Origin of the sequence: Streptomyces sp. NPDC003035 (assembly GCF_042888285.1) — a bacterium.
GTDB lineage: Bacteria > Actinomycetota > Actinomycetes > Streptomycetales > Streptomycetaceae > Streptomyces.
The window spans coordinates 1,009,629-1,033,191 of the sequence record NZ_JBIAPJ010000001.1 but is presented as its reverse complement, the minus strand read 5'-3'; the positions used below and the strand labels follow the sequence as shown (position 1 = coordinate 1,033,191).

At 70.3% G+C, this 23,563-nt stretch carries 20 protein-coding genes and 1 pseudogene; 4 read left to right on the top strand and 17 right to left on the bottom strand.

From position 1 onward, the window contains the following. Position 1: 1 nt before the first annotated feature. The 5 genes from ACFYV5_RS04585 to ACFYV5_RS04565 all read right to left on the bottom strand — a co-directional run bounded on the left by ACFYV5_RS04585 (position 2) and on the right by ACFYV5_RS04565 (position 5,779). Complete coding sequence (locus ACFYV5_RS04585) at positions 2–1,504, bottom strand: O-antigen ligase family protein (RefSeq protein ID WP_389164262.1); 1,503 nt, start codon at positions 1,502–1,504, stop codon at positions 2–4. After that, the gene (locus ACFYV5_RS04580; protein WP_355109853.1) at positions 1,501–2,940 is read right to left on the bottom strand and encodes an oligosaccharide flippase family protein; all 1,440 of its coding nucleotides are present in this window, start codon (positions 2,938–2,940) and stop codon (positions 1,501–1,503) included. The genes ACFYV5_RS04585 and ACFYV5_RS04580 overlap by 4 nt, the downstream gene beginning before the upstream one ends. 14 nt (positions 2,941–2,954) lie before the next feature. Beyond that, complete coding sequence (locus ACFYV5_RS04575) at positions 2,955–3,731, bottom strand: WecB/TagA/CpsF family glycosyltransferase (RefSeq protein WP_389164259.1); 777 nt, start codon at positions 3,729–3,731, stop codon at positions 2,955–2,957. Positions 3,732–3,788: 57 nt separating this feature from the next. Then, positions 3,789–4,433 (bottom strand): hypothetical protein, encoded by a 645-nt coding sequence (locus ACFYV5_RS04570; protein WP_389164256.1) that lies wholly within the window; start codon positions 4,431–4,433, stop codon positions 3,789–3,791. 215 nt (positions 4,434–4,648) lie between these two features. Beyond that, complete coding sequence (locus tag ACFYV5_RS04565; RefSeq protein ID WP_389164253.1) at positions 4,649–5,779, bottom strand: glycosyltransferase; 1,131 nt, start codon at positions 5,777–5,779, stop codon at positions 4,649–4,651. Between the two features lie 185 nt (positions 5,780–5,964). On the opposite strand from ACFYV5_RS04565, the gene ACFYV5_RS04560 reads away from it, so the two are divergent. The 3 genes from ACFYV5_RS04560 to ACFYV5_RS04550 all read left to right on the top strand — a co-directional run bounded on the left by ACFYV5_RS04560 (position 5,965) and on the right by ACFYV5_RS04550 (position 11,064). Next, complete coding sequence (locus tag ACFYV5_RS04560) at positions 5,965–8,580, top strand: AAA family ATPase (protein ID WP_389164250.1); 2,616 nt, start codon at positions 5,965–5,967, stop codon at positions 8,578–8,580. 202 nt (positions 8,581–8,782) lie between these two features. Next, positions 8,783–9,922 carry a non-hydrolyzing UDP-N-acetylglucosamine 2-epimerase gene (wecB, locus tag ACFYV5_RS04555; RefSeq protein ID WP_389164247.1) on the top strand — a complete coding sequence of 380 codons (1,140 nt, stop codon included), beginning with the start codon at positions 8,783–8,785 and terminating at the stop codon, positions 9,920–9,922. Then, positions 9,919–11,064, top strand: coding sequence for a hypothetical protein (locus ACFYV5_RS04550; RefSeq protein WP_389164244.1), 1,146 nt, complete (start codon positions 9,919–9,921; stop codon positions 11,062–11,064). Before wecB ends, ACFYV5_RS04550 begins: the two co-directional genes overlap by 4 nt. Before the next feature lie 20 nt (positions 11,065–11,084). Here the strand turns inward: ACFYV5_RS04550 and ACFYV5_RS04545 are convergent, their stop codons facing one another. Continuing rightward, complete coding sequence (locus ACFYV5_RS04545) at positions 11,085–11,777, bottom strand: sugar transferase (protein ID WP_389164241.1); 693 nt, start codon at positions 11,775–11,777, stop codon at positions 11,085–11,087. A gap of 541 nt (positions 11,778–12,318) precedes the next feature. Between ACFYV5_RS04545 and ACFYV5_RS04540 the strand changes: the two genes are divergently transcribed. Then, positions 12,319–13,599 carry an extracellular solute-binding protein gene (locus ACFYV5_RS04540; RefSeq protein ID WP_389164238.1) on the top strand — a complete coding sequence of 427 codons (1,281 nt, stop codon included), beginning with the start codon at positions 12,319–12,321 and terminating at the stop codon, positions 13,597–13,599. 39 nt (positions 13,600–13,638) lie between these two features. Here ACFYV5_RS04540 and ACFYV5_RS04535 read toward each other — a convergent pair whose 3' ends face one another. The 11 genes and pseudogenes from ACFYV5_RS04535 to ACFYV5_RS04485 form a co-directional block, all read right to left on the bottom strand. After that, a complete protein-coding gene (locus tag ACFYV5_RS04535) occupies positions 13,639–14,394 on the bottom strand; it encodes an anti-sigma factor domain-containing protein (RefSeq protein WP_389164235.1) in 756 nt (251 codons plus the stop codon). Continuing rightward, positions 14,391–14,768, bottom strand: a pseudogene (locus ACFYV5_RS04530) (sigma-70 family RNA polymerase sigma factor); the annotation flags it as partial. The pseudogene ACFYV5_RS04530 and the gene ACFYV5_RS04535, both read right to left, overlap by 4 nt. 126 nt (positions 14,769–14,894) lie before the next feature. Continuing rightward, positions 14,895–15,371, bottom strand: coding sequence for a CBS domain-containing protein (locus ACFYV5_RS04525; protein ID WP_389164232.1), 477 nt, complete (start codon positions 15,369–15,371; stop codon positions 14,895–14,897). A 94-nt stretch (positions 15,372–15,465) separates the two neighbouring features. After that, on the bottom strand, positions 15,466–16,098 hold the full coding sequence (locus tag ACFYV5_RS04520) for a hypothetical protein (protein WP_389164229.1): 633 nt from the start codon (positions 16,096–16,098) through the stop codon (positions 15,466–15,468). Positions 16,099–16,111: 13 nt separating this feature from the next. Beyond that, complete coding sequence (locus ACFYV5_RS04515; RefSeq protein WP_389164226.1) at positions 16,112–16,627, bottom strand: hypothetical protein; 516 nt, start codon at positions 16,625–16,627, stop codon at positions 16,112–16,114. Beyond that, on the bottom strand, positions 16,624–17,820 hold the full coding sequence (locus tag ACFYV5_RS04510; RefSeq protein WP_389164223.1) for an MCE family protein: 1,197 nt from the start codon (positions 17,818–17,820) through the stop codon (positions 16,624–16,626). The genes ACFYV5_RS04515 and ACFYV5_RS04510 overlap by 4 nt, the downstream gene beginning before the upstream one ends. Beyond that, on the bottom strand, positions 17,817–19,118 hold the full coding sequence (locus tag ACFYV5_RS04505; protein ID WP_389164220.1) for an MCE family protein: 1,302 nt from the start codon (positions 19,116–19,118) through the stop codon (positions 17,817–17,819). The genes ACFYV5_RS04510 and ACFYV5_RS04505 overlap by 4 nt, the downstream gene beginning before the upstream one ends. Continuing rightward, positions 19,115–20,290 carry an MCE family protein gene (locus ACFYV5_RS04500; protein WP_355109883.1) on the bottom strand — a complete coding sequence of 392 codons (1,176 nt, stop codon included), beginning with the start codon at positions 20,288–20,290 and terminating at the stop codon, positions 19,115–19,117. The genes ACFYV5_RS04505 and ACFYV5_RS04500 overlap by 4 nt, the downstream gene beginning before the upstream one ends. Next, entirely contained in the window at positions 20,287–21,270 is a 984-nt protein-coding gene (locus tag ACFYV5_RS04495; RefSeq protein ID WP_389164217.1) for an MCE family protein, read from the bottom strand. Before ACFYV5_RS04495 ends, ACFYV5_RS04500 begins: the two co-directional genes overlap by 4 nt. Beyond that, the gene (locus ACFYV5_RS04490; protein WP_355109887.1) at positions 21,267–22,313 is read right to left on the bottom strand and encodes an MCE family protein; all 1,047 of its coding nucleotides are present in this window, start codon (positions 22,311–22,313) and stop codon (positions 21,267–21,269) included. The genes ACFYV5_RS04495 and ACFYV5_RS04490 overlap by 4 nt, the downstream gene beginning before the upstream one ends. Continuing rightward, a complete protein-coding gene (locus ACFYV5_RS04485; RefSeq protein ID WP_389164213.1) occupies positions 22,310–23,560 on the bottom strand; it encodes an MCE family protein in 1,251 nt (416 codons plus the stop codon). Before ACFYV5_RS04485 ends, ACFYV5_RS04490 begins: the two co-directional genes overlap by 4 nt. Positions 23,561–23,563: the final 3 nt, after the last annotated feature.

The following is a 23,563-nucleotide window of genomic DNA, read 5'->3' as shown; positions in this document are numbered from 1 at the left end:
CTCATATCCGCCGCGCACGCGGCCGGGCCTGCTCCGTCGTACCGCCGCGGGGCGGCGACAGCGGTCTCCCCGGCGGTGCGTCGCCGCCACCGCTGAAGCAGACGGCGACCAGCAGGCCCATCACCGCGGTGACACCCAGCGCGTCGAAAGCCGGAAAGGTCACACTGATCAGGAGAAGCGCGAGCAGGGCCGCTCGGCTGCCGATCCGGAGGGCGTGCCACCGCCACTCCTCCACGGGCGGACCCCGCCGCACGACCGCCGCCACGATCACCGACACGAGGAAGAGCGCCGCCGGTATGCCGATCTTCCATGCCAGCCAGAGGTACCCGTTGTGGGCGAAGGGGGTCGTCAGCGTGTTGAACGTATCGCCCTTGCCCCAGGTGATCGTGGCGCCGAAGCCCGATCCGGTCAGGGGGCTGTTTCTGATCTCGTCCCCGACGATCTGTGACTCGATCACCCGGTACTCGTAGGACTTGTCGACCTCGAGCCGAGTGACCGAGAGCATGCGTTCGACGGCCGTACGGAGCTCGCCGGGTGCGAGCGCGAAGACGCAGACGAGCAGCGACGCGGCACCGATGGGCACCCACCTCGCCGCGAGCCGGCGCGCCTGGGCTCCCGACATCATCAGCACGACGCCGCAGGCCACCGCCGCGGCCACCCAGAAGGTCCGCTCGTACGTCAGCCAGGCGCAGAGCGCGTTCAAGCACACGATCGCCGCCAGCAGCCACCGCACCGGGGTCGACCGCACGCGACCGGACACCAGGGCGGCCCAGGCGAGGGTCACGGCGACCGGATACGCGTACAGCCCGCCCTGCAGTGAGCCGTGGCCCGATGACGTGAGGTCCACGCCGCGGCGTACGCCGACATCGGCCGCGCTCGTGTAGCTGATGGAGAACCCCCACTGGATCAGCCCCCAGGCGCCCAGAGCCAGGCCGATGGCGATCAGTCCCTTCTCGAGACGTCGTCGGGCCGCCTCCTCGCGGACCAGGGGCCACGCCAGCACGAACGCGCCCACGCCGAGCATCACACGACGCGCTTCATGGCCCGCCTCGCTGACGGCGGCTCCGTGGGCGATTCCCCATGCCAGGGCCGCGGTGAGCACCAGGGCGACGGCCGCGGCGGCGAGGAGCGGCACGTCGATCCTCAGCCTGCGCGAAAGGATCAGCCATCCGATCCTGCACAGTCCCAGGACGAGGATGACGTCGGCGAGCAGCAGCCCGGGGCGGCCGGATCCGCCGATGACGGAGAACTGGTCCTGTACGGGGAAGGGCACCAGCACCGTGAGGGCGAGCAGCGCGGACAGCGCGGCGACCGGAGCCCCGAACGCCAGTGGGATCACCACGATCGCGGCGACGGCCGCGAGCGGGTCACTGGGGAGGAGGGCCCCGAACGCGAGCGCTGCCAGCACGGCGACACACGCCGTGCCGATGACGCGACGGCGCGACGGGGACGCGAGCGGCGCCAGGGAGGGCGCCCCTTTCCGTCCGGTCGCTGTCCAGGTCACTGTGACCGCCTCCGGAGGAAGGGCCGCAGCAGCAGGACCCCGCATACCGCCAGCCCGGCGGCGACCGCGGCGCAGACGGCGACGCTGTCGGACGTCCCGGAGGCCCTCAGGGGGAGGAGCAGGGCGAAGGTCACCGCCACCTGCCATGCCACCGCGGCCACGATCGGGCGCACGGCATGCCAGAGCTCCCGGGCTCCGGTTCCGGCGAGCCGTGCACCGACGGTGGCGTACAGCGCCACGTACGGCACGAAGACCACGAGGTGCGCGAGTGCGGCCCCGCGGATCCCGTCGATCGACACGAGCACCCACAGGGCGATCGCGGTGGCGACACAACGGGCGGCCATGACCTTCGCGCGGAAGGCGATGTGTCCGATCCCGGAGAGCGCCTCACCTATGCAGTTGTCGATGGCGTAACCGATGCCGGCCACCCACAGCACCTGGAAGGCGACCACCATCCCCGTCCATTCGGGCCCCAGGACCGCCGGAAGCGCCACCGGTGCGAGCAGAATGCCGGCGGGCAGCATCGGCAGCAGAAGCGCCGACATCAGGCGTACGGACTGCACCGTCCGCTCCCCGCTGGTCTCCGGGCTGGACGCGGAGGCGGCGAAGAGGACCTTTCCGACCTGCTCCGAGAATTGCGTCGAGGGCGCCATGGCGATCGTGAAGGCCAGAGCGTAGAGACCGACGAGGCTCGCGTCACTGGAGAGGCCCACGATCAGGTAGTCGATGTTGGCGGCCAGCATCATGGTGGCGCCGAACAGGAAGAACCACCGATCGCCGGTGCGCTCGTGTTCCTGCGCACCGGCGGGGTACGGCAACGCCGACCGATGGCGCAGACCGGGCAGGCACAGCGCGGTGGTGAGCACCGCCAGCAGAGCGAACAACACCACTTGGCGCGCCACCAGCGACCAGACGCCCGCGCCGGCCAGCACCGCGGCCACGGCCACCGCGGCGGACACGATGTTGGCGGCTGCCGACGCCCAGGCGAGCCGCCGGAACCGCATCGATTTGTGCAGCAGCGCCGTGGGGATGACCGAGATCGCGTGCAGAGGCAGGCAGACCGCGAGCAGTGCGACGGCGGGCGCGTCTCCGCCTCCCGCGAAGGTGCCCACCAGGGGCCCCGCGGACGCCGCCATCGCCGCGCCGAGCGCTGTGCCGATGAGAAAGCAGCGCCAGAAGGTGCGTACGAGGTAGGCGCGGGTGAGATGCGGATGCACCATGATGGCGCCGTAGGTGCCGCGTTCCACCAGCAGGGTCGCGATGTAGACGACGGCCGTTCCGACCGCCACGGTCCCGAAGCTGGCGGGCGGTAGGCGTCGCGCGAGGAAGATGAGCGACCCGTAGGCGAAGGCCTGGGCGACCAGATGACTTCCCGTCATCCATGAAGCGGAGGCGATCAGACCGCGTCCGGTCAGGTCGCGCGGCCTGGAGGTCACGTGGGTACGGACCTTCACGGCCGTGCCGGGCTGCCGGCCGACCTCGCCGACGACCCTTCGCGCTGCCACCGCTTGCGCAGGGCGTGGACGGCCAGGCGAGCGGCGGGGGGAGCCCCCTGGACGAGGTAGCGGCGCCAGAGCCAGGGCTGCCTCGTGAGCCGCCAGGCCCACTCCAGGCAGAGCCGCTGCACGATGTCCGGGGGACGTGTGCGATCGCCGTTGATGAAATCGAAACTCGAGCCCACGCCCACGAACCATGTGCCCGGCAGGGCGGGGCGCAGATCGGCCATGACCGATGTCTGGCTCGCGAAGGGCAGACCGAGGAACACGATGTCCGGCGACGAGGCGATCAGTGTGCGCGAGAGGGCCGCCAGTTCTCGGGCCATGGTGTCGGGCCGGACGTAGCACGGGTAGGTGTCGACGCGCAGCCCCGGGTTCACCTGCGTGAGACGGTCGGCGGCGCGCTGTGCCTCGCCGGGACGCCCCCCTGCGAGCAGGATCGAACGCCCGCGCGCGGCTGCTCCCTCGGCCAGTGCCCAGAGCATGTCCGTGCCCGTGATCTGCCGGGGCACCGGCGTTCTCTGGATCCGCAGCGCGACCACCAACGGCATTCCGTCGGTGACGACGAGCTCGGTGTGTTCGAACATCCGCCGCAGGTCCGGCGAGCGCCGGTACTGCCGCAAGATCTCCATGTTCGGCGTCAGCACTGTCCCGCCCCGGCTGTTCGCCAAGCTGTCGAACACCTGGTCCACGGCCTCGTCCAGCGTCACCGCATGGATCGGCATGCCCATGAGACGGGGGATCCGCCGGAGCGGCGGCGATCCAGGAGCAGGCAACGACATTGGGATTCACCTCCTCAGGATTTCCGGTGAGGACACCGAGAGCTCGCGTCCGTCGACCGCGACGTCGTCGCTGTGGGCGCGGCGCCTGAAGCGCTCGATCGCGACGGCCGCGAGAATGCCGGCGAACATCCCACCGACTCCCGCCATGCCGATCGTCACGGCCGCGGGCATCTCCTTGACGCGCGTCGGCGGACTGGTCGACTCGATTCCCAGGGTGGGGTCCGCGCCGGACTCACGGACGAACTTGAGCAGTTGGAGCTTCCGTGACTCTTCTCCGGTGTTCGGATCGGCAGCGGTGTTCCTGGCCGCGAAGGCGATGCGGCGGTCCAGTTCGGCGGAGACCGTCTGCCACCGGTCTTTCAGGGCCGTCTCCGCGAACGTCTCCGCGAGGCGGGCCGCCTGGTCCGGGTCGGCCGCTCGGGCGGTGACCCCGATCAGGTTCGTTTCACCGACCGGCGCGACGTCGACAGCGGTACGGACGGATTCGGGCGTCCAGCGCCCTCCGAGGGCCTGGGCGGTCGCGGCCGCGACGCGGTGGGAGTCCAGCAGTTGCGCCGCCATGGAGGAGGTACGAGTGGCATCGCCCGCATCACGGACGAGGCTGGTTCCGAGGAACGTCTCATCCGACTGCGCGAGCGGCGTCAGCGGCATCCTCGTGGTCGCACTGTAGGAAGGGGCCCGTGGACCCAGGGCCAGCAGACTCGCCACGACGGCGGCGATCGTGGTGAGGACCACCAGTGGCCACCAGCGCGCGATGCCGCGGTTCGCGACAGCGCCGGCATCGGCGTCACCGACCTGTGGCGCCGCGGGCCGTGTGCCGTCCGTTGCCGGGGAGGACCCGGGGGTGAGTCGAGACCCACGCCGTGTCATGCCGACTGCCCGTATGCGAGAAGGTGCACGGTGACCGCCAGGTTGTCGTCGAGGGACGGGACGGGTGCCACGGCGCGGGCCAGCTGCGCGTCGATGGCACGGTTGAGATCGTGCGGATCGCCCGCCTCGAACGTCTGTGAGGCGAGTTCCCGCAGGCCGCCCACGTTCGCCGCGGCGGTCGGGGTGCCCAGCTGACGGGCGACCGCCAGCACCCCGCTCTGGCTCGCCTTGTCGTAGGGCAGGACGACGAGATCCGCCGCCGAGATCGCCGCCGAGAACTCCTCGAGCTCGAGGAACTCCACGCGTGCGGAGACGTCGACGCCGTAGGCCTTCGCGAGTTCCGCGCAGTGGGCCCACGCACCACGGTCTTCGCCCACGACGGCCAGGCGCCGATTCGCGGGCCAGTGGCGCGCACTCTCGATGAGCACGTCCAGCCGCTTCTCGGGCCGGATGCATCCCGCGAAGAGGACGACGGACACGTCTGGACCGGCCCGCCACTCGTTGCGCCACCTGAGCCGCTCATCGTCCGTGGCCTCGGGCACGAGTTGGACGAGTGGAGAACAGTGCGCCTCGAGACCGCGGTGGCGAAGGACCTCGACGTCCGCATCGGAGTAGACGATGATCGCGTGCGGGACGCGCAGGGCGAGCCGCAGCAACGCGCCGTCCACACGGCCTCGACGCGAGAACGTGTCGTGCGGTGAGTAGACCACCAGGCGATCCCTGAACCGCCCCACGCTCAGTGCGAGAAGTGTCAGGGCCCCCGCCGCGGCGATGCCCTCCACGTGGAGGACCGCGCCGCGCGGCACCGCCGCGTGGAGGTGCGGCAGCGTATGGCTGACGAACCTGCGCGCGATGGCGGCGGAGCGGCGCGCGCCGCCCTCGCCATGACGCGGCCACCAGGAGCATGAGCACAGGTCGACGCCGTCGATGCGCACCTCCTCGTGCTCGTGCCCGGTGTGGAGCACCACGCGCCGGCCGGACCGGCCGAGGAGCTGACCGAGGCGGCAGGCGTGTTGGAAGACCCCGGCGTATCCCGACGGTTCGAACAGGTGGATCTCGGGGCGGGCGGACGGCGTCGAACCCCCACGGCCGGGGACTGGGTCGGTTCGGACGGGTTCGGGGCGCATGCAAGCAGTCTGCGGTGGTGCCGGAGCAGGTTCATCGGCAACCGGACCCAATTTTTCGCTCCACGGTACCCAGATACGCCGAGCGACGGTGCGACTGCACAGCGTCATCCGATCGGGCGTTCACGCCCGAAGATCCCTAGACTGAAGGGGTACGGAGACACGACGCATCCACGCTGGGGACGGCCGTGACCGATCTGCTCGAACGCGACGCCGTACTGCGGAATCTCGCAGACTGCCTGGAGCAGGCCGAACACGGCCACGGACAGGTGGTGCTGCTGCGCGGTGAGGCGGGTATCGGCAAGACCGCGGTCGTGCGACGCTTCGCGGAGGAGCGGGGCGGTACCGGGGGCGCCCGGGTTCTGTTCGGGGCCTGCGACCCGCTCTCGGCGCCGCGCCCCCTGGGCCCCTTGATGGACATCGCCGCGCTGCTCGACCCGCCGGTGGCCCAGGCCCTGGAGGCGGGCCTGCGTCGGCGTACCGACCCGGTCGGCACCTTCGGCGGAGTGCTCACCTCGCTCGGCGGCCAGGCGGGAGGGCAGCCGACGCTGCTGGTCATCGAGGATCTGAACTGGGCCGATCAGGCCACTCTGGACCTGGTGCGCTTCCTGGCCCGGCGGATCGACCGGATCCCGCTCCTGCTCCTGGCCACCTATCGCGACGACGAGGTCGGCCCCACCCACCCGCTGGCGGCGGTACTGGGCGACCTCGCCGCTTTCGCCGCGGTCCACCGCTGCACACTGGAGCCGCTGAGCTGCCGAGCGGTCACCGCTCTGACCGCCGCGGCCGGCCACCCGGTGGACGCCCACGAGCTGTTCAGCAACACGCGGGGAAACCCGTTCTACGTCACGGAGGTGCTGGCAGCCCGCACCCCCGGCATCCCCACCACGGTGCGTGAAGCGGTACTGGGCCGCATAGCCCGGCTCCCGGACCGGGCCAGGGAAGCGGCGGAGGCGGTGGCCGTCATCGGACCCCGCGCCACCGAACCGTTGATCGCCGCTGTGGCCCCGGACGCCGCCACGGGGCTGGAGGAGTGCCTGGCAGCGGGTGTGCTGCGCCCGGACGGTCCGGTGCTGTGCTTCCGCAACGAACTGGCGCGCCGGGCCGTCTGGGAGTCGCTCCCGGCCTACCGGCGTGCCAGGTTGCACGGCCGTGTCCTGGCCGCCCTGCGCTCCGGCCCGGTCGATCCGGTCGATCTCGCGCAGCTCGCCTTCCACGCCGAGCAGGCCGGGGACGAAGCGGCCGTGGCCGAGTACGCCCCGCGGGCAGCCGCCTACGCCGCGGCGCTCGGCTCGCACCGGGAGGCCGCCGAGCTGTACGGGCGCGCCGTGCGCAACCCGGCCGCCGCGCCGCCCGCACGACGCGTCGAACTGCTCGAAGCGCAGGCGTACGAGAGCTATGTGACCGGGAACCTTCCGGAGGCGATCGGCGCCTGGGACGAAGCGGTCCCGCTGCGCCACGAGCAGGGCGACCGGCGCCGTGAGGCGGAGGACCTGCGCCGGCTCTCCCACATGCACTGGCTGGCGGTCCATGCGACGGACGCCTGGCGAGCCGGTCTGGACGCCGTTCGCGTGGTGGAAGGCGAGGGCGCGACCCGGGAACTCGCCTGGGCCTATGCCAATCTCGCCCAACTGGCCTGCCTCGGCTACGACCCCGCGGCGACGGCCGACTACGCGGGCAAGGCCGCCGAACTGGGTCTTGGCCTGGGCGAACCCGCGCTGAAGACCCATTCGCGTGTCTACGAGGCCCTGGTGGACGTGGCCTGCCGAGGGCAGGGCTGGGAGAATCTCGAGGACGCCTGGCACGCGGCCATGGCCGAGGACGGCATGGCGGACGAGGCCTGCCAGATCGGAGCCGTGGCCTGCTGGACCGCGGCACTCCACCACGATCTCCCGCGCCTGGATCGACTGACCGTCCGCACCTGCGCGTACTGCCGCGAACACCAGGTTCCGACGTTCCTCGTGGTGGCCCTCGGAGCGGCCGGTCTCGGCATGCTGCACCGGGGCCAGTGGGCACGGGCGGCCCGGAAGGCGGGCGACGTGCTCGACCGGAACCACCAACCGCTGCACCGGCTGCTGCCCTTGGTGACGTCGGCACTGGTCAAGGCCCGCCGAGGCGAACCGGGGGTGTGGCCGCTGCTGGACGAGGCACTCTCGTACGGCGAAGAGGCGGATCTCTTCCTGGCGGGCCCGGTATGGGCGGCCCGTGCCGAGGCCGCCTGGCTCGAAGGGGACGACAGTCTCGCCGTGGCGGAGGCCGAACACGGCATGAAGGCGATCACCATGGACACCGACCCCTGGCTCGTCGGTGCGATGCTGCGCTGGTCCCGGCTGGCGGGCGGCGAACTCTCGCAGACGCGGGCGGCGGAGCCGTACGCCCTGGAAATGGCCGGGCAGTGGCGCGCGGCGGTGCGCGGGTGGGAGGAGCTCGGCTGCCCTTACGACGCGGCGCTGGCCGGCCTCGGCGGTGACGTGCCCGCCATGCGGCAGGCCCTGGAGGCCTTCCGCTCACTGGGGGCCCGACCCGCTGCGGACCGCGCCTGGGAACGCCTGCGGGCGGCCGGGGTGAAGCGCACCCCGTACGGCAAGCGCGCCTCGACGCGTGCCAACCCGTACAGCCTGACCAAGCGGGAGCGGGAGGTCCAGCGGCTGCTGTGCGAGGGACTCACCAACAGGGAGATCGCCGTCCGGCTCTACATCACCCCCAAGACCGCCGCCCATCATGTGGCCGCCGTGCTCGCGAAGCTCGGCGTGCACACACGTGAGGAGGCCGCGATCCCGCTGGACGACGACGTCTCACGGTGAGGCCGGGGCCTCCTGAACAGGTCCGACATCCCCCCGCGATATCTGGGCATCCCGCCGCGAAAGATTGGGGCCGGTTACCGATGAACCGGCCCTGGCACCCCCGCAGACTGGACGCACTGTGAGCCTGGCGGCGCGCAGCGCCCCTCAGGTGCGCGACATAAAGCGGGAGAAAAAGCGGGAGACAAAGCGGGAGAGGTGGCTCATGTCGAGACGCATCCGTGTGGTCACGTTCGTGGGCACACGGCCCGAGGTCATCAAGATGTATTCGCCCATTCGGGCACTACGCGACCTGGATTCGACCTTCGAGACGATCGTGTGCTCCAGCGGCCAGCACGCAGAGCTGTTGTCCGATGCTCTCACGACCTTCGGAATGAGCGCCGACTACGAGTTGGCGGTGATGCGAAAGAACCAGCGACCCGCCGAGGTGGCATGGAAAGTGGTGCGGTGGGCCGCCGATATCTGTGATCGGCTACGGCCGGACGTCGTCATGGTTCAGGGCGACACCACGACCACGATGGCCGCCGGTGTCGCGGCGTTTCATTCCTCCACGAGAGTCGCTCACGTCGAAGCCGGACTGCGGACCTATGACAACAGTGCCCCTTGGCCCGAAGAGGGCCACCGGCGGATCGTCGGCGCGATCGCGGATCTGCACTTCGCCCCCAGTGAGGCGGCCGCGGCCAACCTCGTACGCGAGGGGGTGGCACCGGACCGGATCCACCTCACCGGGAACACCGGCATCGACGCGCTCTACTGGGCCCGCTCGCAGCCACGTCGAACGGCCGCACCCCCCGAAGGTCAACGTCGCGTGGTGATCACCGCGCACCGGCGCGAGAGCATACCCGAGGGGATCAGAGCGATTTTCGGTGCGGTCCGGCAGCTGGCGAGCCTCTACCCCGCCGTGCGGTTCCAAGTGGTGCGTCACCCGTCTCCGCCGGTCATCCGGATGATCCAACAGACCCTGAACGGAAACTGTCCCGGCAACGTCGAGGTGCTGGCGCCGTGCAGCTATATCCCGTTCACGCATATGCTCGCCGACTCCTATCTGATACTGACGGATTCGGGCGGCATCCAGGAGGAAGCGCCGGCCTTGGGTAAACCGCTTCTCGTGGTCAACCGTCGTACGGAACGCGAGGAGCCCCTCAGGGCCGGCACATCCAACCTTGTCGGAACCGATCAGAACGACATCGTCGCCGCGGTGGCAGAACTGCTCGATGACCCCGTCCGCTATGCACGCATGGCCACTCGCCATGATCCGTATGGGGATGGCCTCGCCGGCGAGCGGATCGTGAAGATCCTCGGCGATGTGATCGCGCCGTCGACCGGAACGGAGTTCCGGCCATGACGGAGGCGTCGACAGAGAGGGAGAGGGAAACGACGGAGGCTGCCCGGCGCATCGAGCGATGGTTGCTGCAGAGCGGGGCTCAGATCGACGAGGGCGCACAGCGCGGAGCCGTCGCCGGATGGCTGGATCGGGAGGGGCGACCGGAGTTCGTCTACCTCGAGATCACCGGCTACTACCTGACCACGATGGCCTGGTTGGCGTCGGGCGCGGCGAGCTCCCCGGACCGTGCCGCGGATGCACACGAGCACGGTCGGCAGGCGTTGGGATGGATCACCCGCACCTTGTCGGAGCAGGGAGTTCCGCCGACGCGGCTGTATCTGTCGGCGGGTCGCTCCGATTGGCGGAACGCCGGCGTGTTCACGTTCGACCTGGCGATGGCGGCGCGGGGAGTCGCCTGCTTCGGGGAGGTCGACCGGCACGACGCATGGGAGAAGCCTGCCGCCGACCTCTGCGCCACCATCGAAGGCATGTGTTCGGGGGCTGCCGTTCTGCGGTCCCACGACACGGTCGTCGGCGCGCCACTTCCCGACCGCTGGTCGACGCAACCGGGTCCGCACCACCTGAAAGCGGCCGCGGCCTTGCTCCGGATGCCTGATGGCGTGCTCAGGACACCTCTCGCACAGGTCTGCCACCGGACCTGCGAGCGCTGGGAGGCGGCGTTGGAGGAAGCCTGGCCGTGCCGCGAGCTGCACCCGCTCCTCTACGGGATCGAGGGCCTGCTCGTCGGGGCGCTCCGGACGGAGGACGAGGCCCGTACGGAAGACGCGGCGCTGGAGGTCATCGCGAGGGTCTACGCCCGCCTCATGGAACTGCAGTCCGCCGACGGAACCCTTGCGGAGACCACGGAAGGGGGGATCGTGCGTTCCGACGTTCTCGCCCAGGCGCTGCGCATCGGCCTCCTGCTGCGCAGCCGTGGACACCTGCGGGGGGACCACTGGGCCGGACGTCTGGAGGGGCTGACTCGGGCGCTGCTCGGCTTCGTGCGACCGGACGGAGGAGTTCTCTTCTCAGGCGATCAGGACATCGCCAACGTGTGGTGTGCGATGTTCGCCCATCAGGCACTGCTCCTTCATTCCCGCGGCCACTCCCCCAGCGCCGATCAGGTCCCCCTGACCGCGGTCTTCTCGGAACTGTTGGTCTGAGAGCTCAGCAGGCTGAGAGCTCAGTACGCGCCTCGGTGCTTGAGCACGGCCGGTACCGTTCTGACCAGGAGCTTGATGTCCATCGCGAGGTCCCACTCGGCGATGTAGTCCAGGTCCATCCGCACTTGTTCGGCGAACGCGACGTCGGAACGGCCGCTGACCTGCCAGATGCATGTGATACCGGGCTTCACGAGCAATCGCTGCCGCTCCCGCGGACCATAGTGCTCGCACTCCTCCGGAAGAGGGGGTCGCGGGCCGACGAGACTCATCTCGCCGTGCATGACGTTCAGCATCTGCGGCAGCTCGTCGATGCTCCACCGGCGGAGCACACGTCCCACCGGGGTCACCCTCGGATCGTGACGCATCTTGAATACGGGGCCGGCGCGTTCGTTCTGGTCCAGATACGCCGCCCGCTGACGCTCCGCATCCCGGCACATCGAACGGAACTTGAGCATCCTGAAAGGCTTCCCACCGCGGCCGACGCGCTTTTGCAGGTAAAAGACCGGCCCTGGGGAAGACACCTTGATCGCGCATGCCGTCACCAGAAGAATCGGCGACAGCAGGATCATCGCCAGCAGGGTGAGAAAGATATCGAGAACACGCTTCTCGAACAATTGGCGGCCGCTTGCCGCAAGGAGACCGCAATCGGCAAGCAGCGGAATATCGGTGTCAGAGGAACGGCCGGTGGCAGCGGCGTCCTTATGAGTGCCCAAAAGGGGCTGCGTGTGAGAATCCGGCGCACGCGGATGTGACATTGAGCGGATCAATCCGTGCGCCGAGCTCTCGGGATTTCCGGTTCGCACAGCGCTTCGCCTCGGTTCGTGGCGCATACAGGCAGTCTGCGGTGGCGCCCTGGGCGGATTCATCGGCAACCAGAACCGATTTTTCGCGGCGTGGATGCCCAGATACGAGAAGCGACGAAGCCGCTACCGACAGTTCTGCATCGGGCGCACTGGGCGAGCTCCCCGCGATGGCGCCAGGCCCCGTGTCGGCCCTCGTGACCCTTCGGCACCCGCGCGCTCGGCGGAAGCGCCCTTGGGGCCACCCGTTCGTCAATGCTCCATCCGGGAGTCGCATTGGACACGGTGGAGGGTTCTACGCGCGTCAAAATCAGCGACGTCATATCGGAAAACACCATGCGCAACCGGCGCAGTTGGAGCAAGGGCCACAACCTTTGCGCGGGGGGCGCAATACGCCCCACGTCAGGAGAGAATTCCGGACGCACCGTCCAAAAAAGATCATGAGGAAAGATTCGTGCGACCAAGACTCTTCGGCGCGACCGCCTCCGTGGCCGCACTCGCACTACTGGGCTCCCTCGTCACCGCCTGCGGCTCGTCCGTGGGCGGCGGGGGGACGACACTGCGTCTGGTGGCCCCCGAGTACGGCAACAGCCCGGCGACCAGCTCCAAGGCGTACTGGGACAAACTGAGCGCCGCGTTCACCGCCACCCACCCCGACACCAAGGTCGAGGTGACGCTTCACCAGTGGGCGGACGTCGACCGCGAGGTCACCCGGATGGTCGAGGAGGGCAATGCACCGGATGTGGCATTGATGGGCGCGTATTCCGACTTCGCCGCGCAGGGCCGCCTCTATGCCGCCAGTGAGCTGCTGTCGATCAAGGCGGAGGCGAACTTCCTGCCGCCGCTCGCGGATGCGGGTTCGGTGGGCAACACCCTGTACGGCTTGCCCTTCGTGGCGAGCAGCCGGCTGCTGTTCTACAACGAGGACCTGTTCGACAAGGCCGGAGCGGAGCCGCCGAAGACCTGGTCGGACCTGAAGGACGCGGCCGAGGCACTGAAGAAGGAGGACGTGCTCTACCCGTACGCCCTGCCGCTCGGCCCCGAGGAGGCGCACGCCGAAGCCCTGATCTGGCAACTGAGCAACGGCGGGGGGTACGCCAACAACAGCGGCGGCTACAACATCGCGTCCGAGCAGAACACAGAGACGTTCCGCTGGATCAAGGACAACCTGGTCACGCCCGGCCTGACCGGCCCGGTCCCGCCGGCCGAGCTCAACCGGCAGGACGCCTTCGCCGCCTTTCTGCGCGGCGAGGTCGGCATGCTCAACGGCTACCCCTCGCTCCTCCACGAGGCGAGGGCGAAGGGCATGAAGGTCGGCACGCTGAGCATGCCGGTGTCGGACACCCTGAGAGACGGGCACGCCTTGCCGGCGGCGGGCGTCGCCGACTGGATGATGGCCTTCAAGCACGATGACAACCGTGAACTGGTGGGCTCCTTCCTGGAATTCGTCTACGAGGACAAGAACCTCAACGAGTTCGCCGGGCGCTACCATCTGCTGCCCTCGACGGTGTCCGCGACCCAGGCCTCCAAGGACGCGGCGGCGGACCCCAGCGGCGCGCAGTTCCTGAACGCACTGCGCGGTGCCGAGCTCTACCCGGTCAACGAACCGTCCTGGCTGCAGGTCAGCAACACCATCAAGCGGAACATCGGCAAGGCCGTCGCGCCGTCCGCCGACCCGAAGGCGGTGCTGGAGGACATCGCCCAGCAGGTCCGGGACATAGCGAAGCAGACGTAGGGGGCCCGGCAGGGGTCACCGAAGCGCCTTCCCGGCCTGTCATGTGGGGAATCGGGTGAGGGCGAGCGGCGGGGTCGTGGGCTGAGCGGAGCCGCCCGCCGGTTCGAGGGTGATGCCCATGCCGGTCGCCTCGGCGACGGGCCCGTCGAGAAGCGTCACCGAGCTCGTCCGGTCGGGGTCGATCACACCGGCCGGGCGCATGGTGCCCTGGTCGTCGAACCACAGCTGGTAGACCTTGCCGGTGGGCGGTTCGGCCAGTCCCGTGGCGGTGAACACCGCACGGTCGCGGCTCCTGGACACGACCACGGTGCCCGTCGCGTCGTGGGGAAGGCGGGTCGCGGCCAGCTGGGCGTCGGGGGCGGACAGGACGGCGGCCACGGCGTCCTCCGCCTGCTGCACGCGCCGGGTGTCCCGCTCCGCGTCGCGGGCCAGGTTCGTCTGCACGACCGCCGTCCCGCCGAGGACGACGACGGAGGCGATGCCGGCGGCGAGCGCCCACACCAGACCCCGGCGTGCGGTCGCCTTGCGCCTCGGGAGCGGCACAGCCGCTCCGGGCACCGTGGGCGGTACCTGACGGACGAGCGGGACCTGTCGCATGACACTGTCGTGCAGGGAGTCGGGCACGGGCGCCGACACCGCCAGCGCGAGACGCGCCGCCGTCTCGGACAGCTCCCGCACCTCCTGGGCACAGGAATCGCACTCGGTCAGGTGCTGCTCGAACGCCGCGCGTTCGGTGTCGCTGAGCGCGTCCAGTGCGTACGCGCCGGACAGCAGATGCATGTCGTCCGAGGTCATGCCGTCACCCCCAGGCAGTCGCGGAGCCTCACGAGTCCGTCGCGCAGGCGGGACTTGATCGTGCCCAGCGGTTGGCAGAGCCGCTCGGCGACTTCCCGGTACGTCAGACCCTGGTAGTAGGCGAGCGTCACCGACTGCCGCTGCGGTTCGCTGAGGCCCCGCAGGCAGGCCCGGACCGCGTCGCGCTCGAGCCGTGTCTCGACCTCCTCGACCACTTCGTCGAACTCGGTCTCATGGCCGAGGAGCGCGGCGCGGCGCTCGCGCGACGAGGCCGCCTGTTCCGACCGGACCCGGTCGACGGCCCGGCGGTGGGCCATGGTGAGCACCCACGCGATGACCGACCCGCGGTCAGGGTCGTACCGGGGCGCTGTGCGCCGGATGGCCGTACGCGGTGCGGGGCACGGTCGGGTCGATCCGGTCCGGGCGGTACGCCAGAACAGTCGCCCGTTCCGCGGCCACGAGGTCTGGTGCGCAACAGGTCGTTTCGACGCCGTCGGTCATCAGTGGCCTGATCGTGTCTGTCCGTCGCCCAAGAAGTGCCTCATCAAGCGGGCCGCGGTGATCGCCCCTCGCGTCCTGACGCCGTCCGCCCCCGCCTCGACCACCACGACCAGCGGCGTGTGTGTCGACACCATCAGCGCGGCGATCTCCACCGCACCGGTACTGGGCCCCACGACCGTCGGCATCACGGGCTGCCCCGGAATCCACTCCGCCACCGAAAGCCCCGACAGCACCTGGTCGAGGCCCTCCCCCTCATCGCCCCGCAGAGCCTGCGCCAGACGCGGCCTCTCCCGGACGAAATCCGGCACCAGGACCCCCAGCAGCTGCGAGCCCGGCACGACGGCATACGGCCGCCCGTCGCGGTCCACCACCAAAAGGGCCGGCAGCCGACGCTCCACGAACAACCGGGCCGCCACCACGGCGTCGTCATCCGTACACACCACGGGATACGGCTCCACAAGCTCGCTCGCCTGCATATCCGCCTCCTCGCCCTCACGGCCCTCAAAGCCAAGGGCAGACCACCCCTCCATCATGCGATCGCCGCCCCGCACCCTCAACCCGCTCCTCGGGCTACAGCGCGTCCACGGCGCTGACCTTCCACCCCTGCGGCGTGGGGACGAGGGTCATCCGTACACGGTTGAGGTCCAGGCGCGGGGTGGCGACCTGGGTGCTGGTGGTGAGCTGGTTCATGAAGAGGAGGACCACGACCTCGTCCGGGGAGGCCGACACCACCGACGCCGCCGGGGCCGCGTCGCCGCTCGGGGGCTTCGCGACCGTGGCCTTGACCACGCCGCGGTACTGCTGGGCGGTGGGGGCGACCACCGTCTTCGTGGTCTTGCCGTACTGGTCGAGGAACGGGCCGGTGAGGTGGGCGCGGGCTGCCGCGAAGTCGCGGTCCAGGTGGCGGTGGTCGTACGACAGGATGGCCGGGGCCGCCTTCTGTGCCGCGGCCAGGGCGGCCGTGCGCGCCTGGGCCGTGCGTTCGGCGTCTCGGTACGACCATCCGAGGACCGCGCCGGCGACGACGCCCAGGACGACCAGGACGGCGAGCACCGCGCCCAGCAGGCCGGGGCGGCGGCCGCTGCGGGGAGTCGGGGCGGAGGCGGCCGGAGTGGTCTCGGGCTCGTTCGGCTGCCGCGCCGCCCGCTCGGCGCGCTTGGCGGCGGCGCGGACGGTCGCCGCTCGAAGGGTCGGGTTCGGCACGGTGGTCTCCTGTTCAGCCGACGAATTCGACGTCGGACGTCAGCCACTGCCCGTCCTCGAGGACGAGGTCGAGCTGAAGGCGGTAGTTGCGGGACGTGCCCTGGGGGGCGGCGACGTTGGTGACCTTGCTGTCGGCCACCACCAGCACGCGGGCGGTCCGTTCGTCGGCCCGTGCGATGCCCGCGTCGAGGATCTGGCCTTCGGACACGGACTTGTTGTCGGCGACGATCTTCGTCAGCTGCGTGGTCTGGGCCGCGAACTGCTTCTTGAAGTCACCGGTCGCGCCGTTCAGGACGTTCTTGCTGTCGCGGTCGTAGTGCCGGTAGTCGAGCGAGGTGAAGTTGAGCGCCGACTGGCGGGCGGCGGCGAGGATGTCCTGGTGCCGCCGGTCCTCCTCGTGGCGCTCGTACAGCCGCGCCCCCAGCCATCCCGAGCCGGCGGTCAGGACGGCGGTCAGGACGGCGAGGACCGCCACGGTCCCGCGCCGGCTCAGCAGCCGGGCCACGTGGGTGAGGAGTACGCGGGTCATGCCATGGGTCCCACGAGCAGCCATTGCCAGGAGTCCTTTCCGAAGACGGTCTGTGCTCCGCCCGTCGAGCCGATGCGGACGGACCGTCCGGCGGCGGGCGCGTTCTGGGCGCCGCGTACGGAGGTCTTGCCGCCGCGCGGGGCCGCGCAGTGGGCGTCCGTGTCGGCCCGCCGGTCGGAGGTGTCGGCCGGGTCGCGGCGCTGGGCGGTGCCGTATCCCTGACGGCAGGGCGGCGGGTCGTCGGCGTTGACGACCATGCCGAAGTGGGTGGTGCCGTCGCCGGGGATCACGGTGTAGCTGCCCGCGACGACCACGGGGAAGGTGACCAGCGTCTGTTCCACGCCGGGCAGCCGGGCGAGGGTGATCTGGCCGCCGCTGATCAGGTTGCCGAGGAGGACCGGCAGGTGCGGCCGGTTGTCCTTCATCAGCGCGTCGACCTCCCGGGCGGCGGTGGCGCCGTTCGACATCAAGGCACGCAGATCCCCGTCGCTCGCCTTCAGCTGGGCGGTGAGCGCGGCGAGATCACGGGAGAAGGAGGTGATCGCCGAGCCCTTGTCCGTCTGTGTCTTCAGGACCTTCCGGGAGTCCTCGATCAGCGCGATCGTCTCGGGGAGCGAGCCGGACGCCGACTCGACCAGGGCGTTGCCCGAGTCGACGAGCCGGGTCAGATGCGGTCCGGTGCCGGAGAACGCCTTGCCGAGTTCGTCGACCGTGATCCGCAGGTCCTGCTTGTCGACCGATGCGACGAGCCGGTCCAGGCTCAGGATCATCTCGGTGGTGGGCACCGGCACCCGGGTGTTCCGGCGCGGGATGGTGCTGCCGTCCCGCAGCGCGGGGCCGCCCGCGGAGCGCGGCTGGAGATCCACGTACTGCTCGCCGACGGCCGAGCGGTTCGCCACCACGGCGAGGCTGTCCGCCGGGACGGTGGGTGCGTCCTCCAGGAGGAGGGCCACCGACACGCCGCCGGACTCGGCCAGCCGCAGGTCGCCCACGCGGCCCACGGGTACCCCTCGGTAGGTGACCTCGGCGCCGGAGTAGATGCCCCCGGAGTCGGCGAATTCGGCCCGCACGGTGTATCCGCGGTTCAGGAGGCGGTCGACGAGGCCGGTGTACTCGGCGCCGACGTAGGACACGCCGACGGCGGTGAGGAGCGCGAAGGCGAGCAGCTGGGCTTTGACCGTACGGGTGATCACGGCACCAGTCCCTTCATCAGCAGTTCCGCGAGCGCGAGGTCGACGCCGGGCGGGAAGGGGCTGTCTCCCTGGCTCCGGTACGAGACGGGGTCGGCCGGCGTGCAGAGCGGCAGGCACTCCAGGTCGGCGTCGCCGCCCGGAGCCGCCGGAGCGCCGGGCGTCGGCGGGGCCGAGGGGAGGGGGGCCTCGGGCAGCGTCGGGGCGGGCACGCCGGGGAGGGTGGGGGTGGGCAGGCCCGGCAGGCCGGGAGTCGTGGGCTTCCCTGGCTGCTGCCCCGGCGTGCCGGGCTTCGCGGGCTCGTCGGCCAGGTTGCCGTAGATACCGCGCAGGTCGAGATCCGCGGTGACCTTGAGGTTGACGTAGTCCCCCTTGATCGCGTCGACGACGTTCCGGGGGAAGGGGTACGTCGTCAGGAGCTCGAGGGCGTTGGGCAGGTCGGCGCCCGCCTTGTTCACCTGGCGGAGGATCGGCTGAAGGGCGCGGAGATTGGCGATCACGTCGGCGCGCGAGGCGTTGATCACCTTCGTCCCGACCGTGCCGAGCTGGGACAACGAGGTGAGCATGGCGGTCAGCTTGGTCCGCTGGTCGGCGAGCACGGTCAGCGCGGGCGGCACGGTGGTGAGGGCCTGGCCGATCGTCTTCTTCTCCTTGGCGAGGGTGGCGGACAGCTTGTCGATGCCCTCCAGCGCGCGGACGATCTCCTTCTTCTGGGCGTCGAGGCCGCCGATGAAGGTGTTCAGCTCGCCGAGCAGGGACTTGACCCGGTCCTCCCGGCCGTCCAGCGCCTTGTTCAGCTCCGTGGTGATGGTCTTGAGCTGGGCGACGCCACCTCCGTTGAGCAGGGCCGACAGGGCCGACAGGACCTCTTCGATCTCCGGGTTGCGGCCGGAGCGGGACAGCGGGATCCGCGCGCCGTCGGCGAGTCTGCCGACCGGCTTCTCGGCGGCCGGTGCCGACAGCGACACGTACTTCTCGCCGAGCATGCTGGTCTGCCGCAGCTCGGCGATCGCGTTGCCGGGCAGCGTGACGGAGTCGGCGACGCGCAGCCGGACGCGGGCGTGCCAGCCGACCAGTTCGATCTTCTCGACGGCGCCGACGGTGACGTTGTTCACCTTGACCGTGGACTGCGGTACGAGATCGAGGACGTCGCGGAATTCGACCGTGACCCGGTAGCTGTCGCCGTCGGCCGCCGCCCCGCCGGGCAGCGGAACATCGTAGAGGCCGTTGAACTCGCAGCCGGTGGTCAGCAGGAGTGATCCGGCGGCGACCCACAGCGCGGCCTTTCGGGGAGCTGTCATGTACGGGCCTCCAGGATTCCGCCGAGGGTCTTGTCCATCGAGGGCGCTCCAGCCACGGGCAGCGCCGCTCCGGTGAGCGGGTCGGCCTCGGGCAGCTCGGGCAGGGAGTCGAACAGCTTCTTCAGGTTCTGGCAGTCGGCGGCCTTCCCCTTGGCCTCCTCCCCGGTCGTCCTCAGCAGGGAGCACAGCAGCGCGGCCGGGTCCTGGAGCTGTTCGGGATTGCTGCGGGTGTCGAGCGTGCCGGAGGACGGGTTGTACGCGTTCTGCAGATTGGAGAGGCCGGCGGGGGCGACGTCGAGGAGCTCCTCGAGGGCGGCGCGCTGGGTGACCAGCACGCGGGTCACCGTGGCGAGACCCTTCACATCGGCGGTCAGCGTCTTGCCGTTCTTCTTCACGAAGTCGGACACGTCGGCGAGCGCCGCCGCCAGGTGCGTGATCGCCGCGGCGAGGTCCTTGCGCTCCCCGGCCAGCTGTCCGGCCACCGTGGACAGGCTGTCGTTGAAGGACCGGACGGAGGCGTCGTCGGCCGCCAGCGCGGCGGTGAACACCTGGAGGTTCCGTACGGTCCCGAACAGGTCCTGCCGGCCGTCGGACAACGTGGTGACGGCCTGCGAGAGGTCCTCGACCGTCTGGTGGAGCTGTGTGCCCTGTCCCTGGAGGTTGTCCGCGCTGACGGCGAGCAGCCGGGAGAGCGAACCGTCCTTGTTGGCGCCCCGGGGGCCGAGCGCGTCGGAGGTCGTGCGGAGGCTGTCGAAGACGCGGTCGAGCTCGACGGGCACGGCCGTGCGGTGCAGGGGGATGACGGCGCCGCTCCGCATCACCGGCCCGCCGCGGTGGACGGGCAGCAGCTGGAGGTAACGGTCGCTGACCACCGAGGAGTTGATGATCGCGGCCTTGGCGTCGGGCGGGACCTTGTACTCGGCCGCGTACTCCAGCTCGACGCGCACGCGGTCGCCCTCCGGGGTGATCTCCTTGACCTCGCCGATGCGGACGCCGAGGACGCGTACGTCGGAGCCGGGGTAGATGCCGACCGTACGGGGGAAGTACGCGGTCACGCGGACCATGGATTCCTGGTTCAGGTGCACGACGGCGAGGCTCGCGACCACGACGAGGAGGGTGCCGAGCGCGACACGGCGGACGATCCGCGCGTTCGGGAGCTTCATGAGCTTCATCGTGATCCTCCTGTCCGTGGGGTCACCGGTGTCGGGGCGACCAGGTTCTGGATGTAGCTGTCGAACCAGCGGCCGTTGCCGAGGGTGTTGGTGAAGAGCCGGGCGAAGGGGGCGAGGAGCTGCACGCTGCGGTCGAGGCTCGCCTGGTTGCGTTCCAGCATCCGCACCACGGTGTTGAGGCGGGTGAGCGCCGGTCCGATCGCCGCGCGGTTGTCGTCGACGAGGCCCGAGAGCTGGACGCCGAGGTCGACGGAGCTCTTGAGCAGCGCGTGGATGATCTTGCGCCGGGACTCGATCTCCTTGAACAGCTTGTCGCCGTCCTTGACCAGCTTGCTGAACTCCCCCTTGCGGGCGGCGAGTACACCGGTGACGCCGTTCGCGTGGTCGAGGAGTTCGCGCAGCGCCTGGTCGCGGGAGGCCACCGTCCGGGAGATCTTCGAAAGTCCCTGGATGGAGGCTCTGACCTCGGCCGGGGAGTCCTCGAAGGTGGTGGAGAGGGTGTCGAGAGCGGTGGCCAGCTGCTGCTTGTCGATCTGTTCGGTCGTGGTCGTGAGGTCGCTGAAAGCCTCCACGACGTCGTACGCCGGGACGGTCCGGCTCAGCGGGATCTCGCTGCCCGGTTCCAGCCGGCCGGTGCCCTTCGGCTCGAGGGCGAGGTACTTGGCGCCCAGGATGGTCTTGATGCGGATGGACGCGCCGGTCCGGCTCCCGAGCTCCGGGTCTCCGTCGACCCTGAAGGTCACCGTGACGTGGTCGCCGGTCAGCTCGACCTCGTCGACCTTGCCGGTCTTGACGCCGGCGATCCGTACCTCGTCCCCGGGCCGCAGCCCGCCGGCCTCGGAGAAGGCCGCGCTGTAGGTGTCCCCGCCGCCGATCAGCGGCAGGCTCTCGACGTTGAACGCGGCGGCGATCAGCAGGGCGAGGGTGGTGAGGCCGGCGGCGCCGATCACCACGGGGTTGCGTTCGCGGAAGGGGATCACCGGCCGCACCTCGCCCGGGCGACATGGAGTTCGGGGGTGATGACCTGCTCGGTCTTCGGCAGCACGATCCGGCCGTCGAAGTCGCAGAGATAGAAGTTGAACCAGGAGCCGTACGACGCGGTGCCGGTCAGCTTGTCGAGCTTGTTCGGCAGCCGCTGGAGGACTCCCTCCACGGTCTTCTCGTGGTCGTTGAGCGTTCCGGTGAGCTCGGCCAGCTCGGCGATGTCGGTCTTCAGCGGCGGCCGGGCGTCCTTGAGGAGACCGGACGTGGCTTCCGCGAGGCCGTTGATGCCCGCCAGCGACTCCCCGATGGGCTTACGGTCGGCGGAGAGGCCCGAGATCAGCCGTTGCAGCTCGGTGATCAGGGCGGAGAAGCGGGTACTGCGCTGGTTCACGGTCGTCAGCACGGTGTTGAGGTTGGTGATCACGGATCCGATCAGCTCGTCGCGTTCCGCGAGCGTCGTGGTGAGCGAGGCCGTGTGTGCGAGCAGGCTGCGGACCGTGCCGCCCTCGCCCTGGAGGGTCTTGACGATCTCGGTGGCGAGCTGGTTGACGTCCTCCGGGCTCAGCGCGGCGAACAGCGGCTTGAATCCGTTGAGCAGCGCATTGAGGTCGAGCGCCGGTTCGGTACGGGAGAGGGGGATCCGGCCTCCGGGGGCGAGCCGCTTCCCGTTCCCGGCGCCCTCGGTGAGGGCGACGTACCGCTGTCCGACCAGGCTGCGGTAGCGGATGACGGCGCGGGTGCTGGTGAGCAGGGGCCGGTCGCGGGAGACGCTGAAGGTGACCTCGGCGAGCGCCCGGTCCTTGATCCGGATGTCCTCCACCTCTCCGACCCGCACGCCCGCGACCCGGATGTCGTCGCCCTCCTCCAGGCTGGTGACATCGCTGAACACGGCGGTGTACGTCTCGTGGGGGGTGAAGGAGAGGTTGACGATGGTGGCCGCGAGGACGGCGGTCGCCGCGATGGTGACGACGGCGAAGATGCCGAGTTTGGTGAGCTGAGGGGCCATGGAGCGGGCGTTCGTCCGCGTTCCGGAGCTCATGCGTGGCTCACCGCCGTTCCTCGTGCCAGCGGGCCGAAGAGCAGGGTCGTGACGGCCGGGACCTCGTCGGCGGGCACGCCCATGACCGGGGCCACGAGCGAGGCGACGGCGTGCTGTTCGGCCGGTGTGCCGGATACGGGGCCGGCTGGACTGTGCGCCGCCGACGCCGACGTACCGTCGTCGAGCTTGATCGGGGGTGCCGGGACATGGGGGTGGGGCAGACCTCTGCAGTTCGGGCCTGAGCGGTCGGCATAGCGCGGTTCCTCGCCGGGTCGGTAGGGGGGTCGGGGGCGGACGAACTCGAGGGTGATGCGCATCTTCCCGCCCCTGAACGCCTCTTCGGACGCCGCTTCCTGGCGCACGAGACCGGCCAGCAGGCACGGGTACTCCGGCGAGTAGCGGGCGAACAGCGCGAGCGTGGGGCGGGAGACGCGGCCCAGGGTGATGAGCCGGGCGGAGTTCTCGTCGAGGACACCCTCCGTCGTCTTCGCGGCGGTGGCGGTCCAGGTGAGGAACGAGGAGAGCTGCTCCCGCTTCTCGACGATCGTCCGGCTGGTGGTGAGGGTGTTGTCCAGGATGCGCAGCAGGTCGGGGGCGGCCTCGCCGTACACCTCCGCCACGTCGGCGAACCGGGAGATGTCCTCCTGGAGGGAGGGCATGTGCGGGTTGAGCCGGCGCAGGTAGGCGTCGAGGCGGGTGAGGTTGTCGCCGATGTCCTCGCCGCGCCCTTCGAGCGCGGTGGAGAAGGCGGAGAGGGTGGCGTTCAGCTTGGCGGGCTGCACCGTGCGGAGCAGCGGCAGCAGGTCGTTCATCAGCCGCTGGAGCTCGATGCCGACCGTGGTGCGGTCCTGGGTGATGACGTCACCGGCGCGGATGTGCCGGGCAGGCTGCCTCCCGGAGCCGGCCGGGGCGACCAGGTCGACGTACTTCTCGCCGAACAGGGTCTTGGGCAGCAGCCGTGCGTGGACGTCGGCCGGGATGAGGGGGACGTGCTCCGGCTTGAGCGCGATGCCGAGCGTGGCCTTCTCGCCGTCGGCCCGCACCTCGCGCACCTCGCCGACGAGCAGCCCGCGCAGCTTGACGTCGGCGCGCGGTTCCAGCTGGTTGCCGAGGGTGTCGGCCTCCAGGGTGATCCGTACGACCGGGGTGAACGCCTGCTGGTAGACGGCGACGGACAGCGAGAGCAGCAGGGCCACGACGACGACGAAGACGATCCCGTACAGCCTCAGCCTGATGGTGCGACGCATCGG

Excerpts from the sequence above, each read along its gene's own strand:
- ACFYV5_RS04575 (WP_389164259.1), bottom strand. The coding sequence starts at position 3,731 with ATGGGCATGCCGATCCATGCGGTGACGCTGGACGAGGCCGTGGACCAG.
- ACFYV5_RS04570 (WP_389164256.1), bottom strand. The coding sequence starts at position 4,433 with ATGCCGCTGACGCCGCTCGCGCAGTCGGATGAGACGTTCCTCGGAACC.
- ACFYV5_RS04565 (WP_389164253.1), bottom strand. The coding sequence starts at position 5,779 with ATGCGCCCCGAACCCGTCCGAACCGACCCAGTCCCCGGCCGTGGGGGT.
- wecB (WP_389164247.1), top strand. The coding sequence starts at position 8,783 with ATGTCGAGACGCATCCGTGTGGTCACGTTCGTGGGCACACGGCCCGAG.
- ACFYV5_RS04550 (WP_389164244.1), top strand. The coding sequence starts at position 9,919 with ATGACGGAGGCGTCGACAGAGAGGGAGAGGGAAACGACGGAGGCTGCC.
- ACFYV5_RS04535 (WP_389164235.1), bottom strand. The coding sequence starts at position 14,394 with ATGACCTCGGACGACATGCATCTGCTGTCCGGCGCGTACGCACTGGAC.
- ACFYV5_RS04525 (WP_389164232.1), bottom strand. The coding sequence starts at position 15,371 with ATGCAGGCGAGCGAGCTTGTGGAGCCGTATCCCGTGGTGTGTACGGAT.
- ACFYV5_RS04515 (WP_389164226.1), bottom strand. The coding sequence starts at position 16,627 with ATGACCCGCGTACTCCTCACCCACGTGGCCCGGCTGCTGAGCCGGCGC.
- ACFYV5_RS04505 (WP_389164220.1), bottom strand. The coding sequence starts at position 19,118 with ATGACAGCTCCCCGAAAGGCCGCGCTGTGGGTCGCCGCCGGATCACTC.
- ACFYV5_RS04500 (WP_355109883.1), bottom strand. The coding sequence starts at position 20,290 with ATGAAGCTCATGAAGCTCCCGAACGCGCGGATCGTCCGCCGTGTCGCG.
- ACFYV5_RS04490 (WP_355109887.1), bottom strand. The coding sequence starts at position 22,313 with ATGAGCTCCGGAACGCGGACGAACGCCCGCTCCATGGCCCCTCAGCTC.
- ACFYV5_RS04485 (WP_389164213.1), bottom strand. The coding sequence starts at position 23,560 with ATGCGTCGCACCATCAGGCTGAGGCTGTACGGGATCGTCTTCGTCGTC.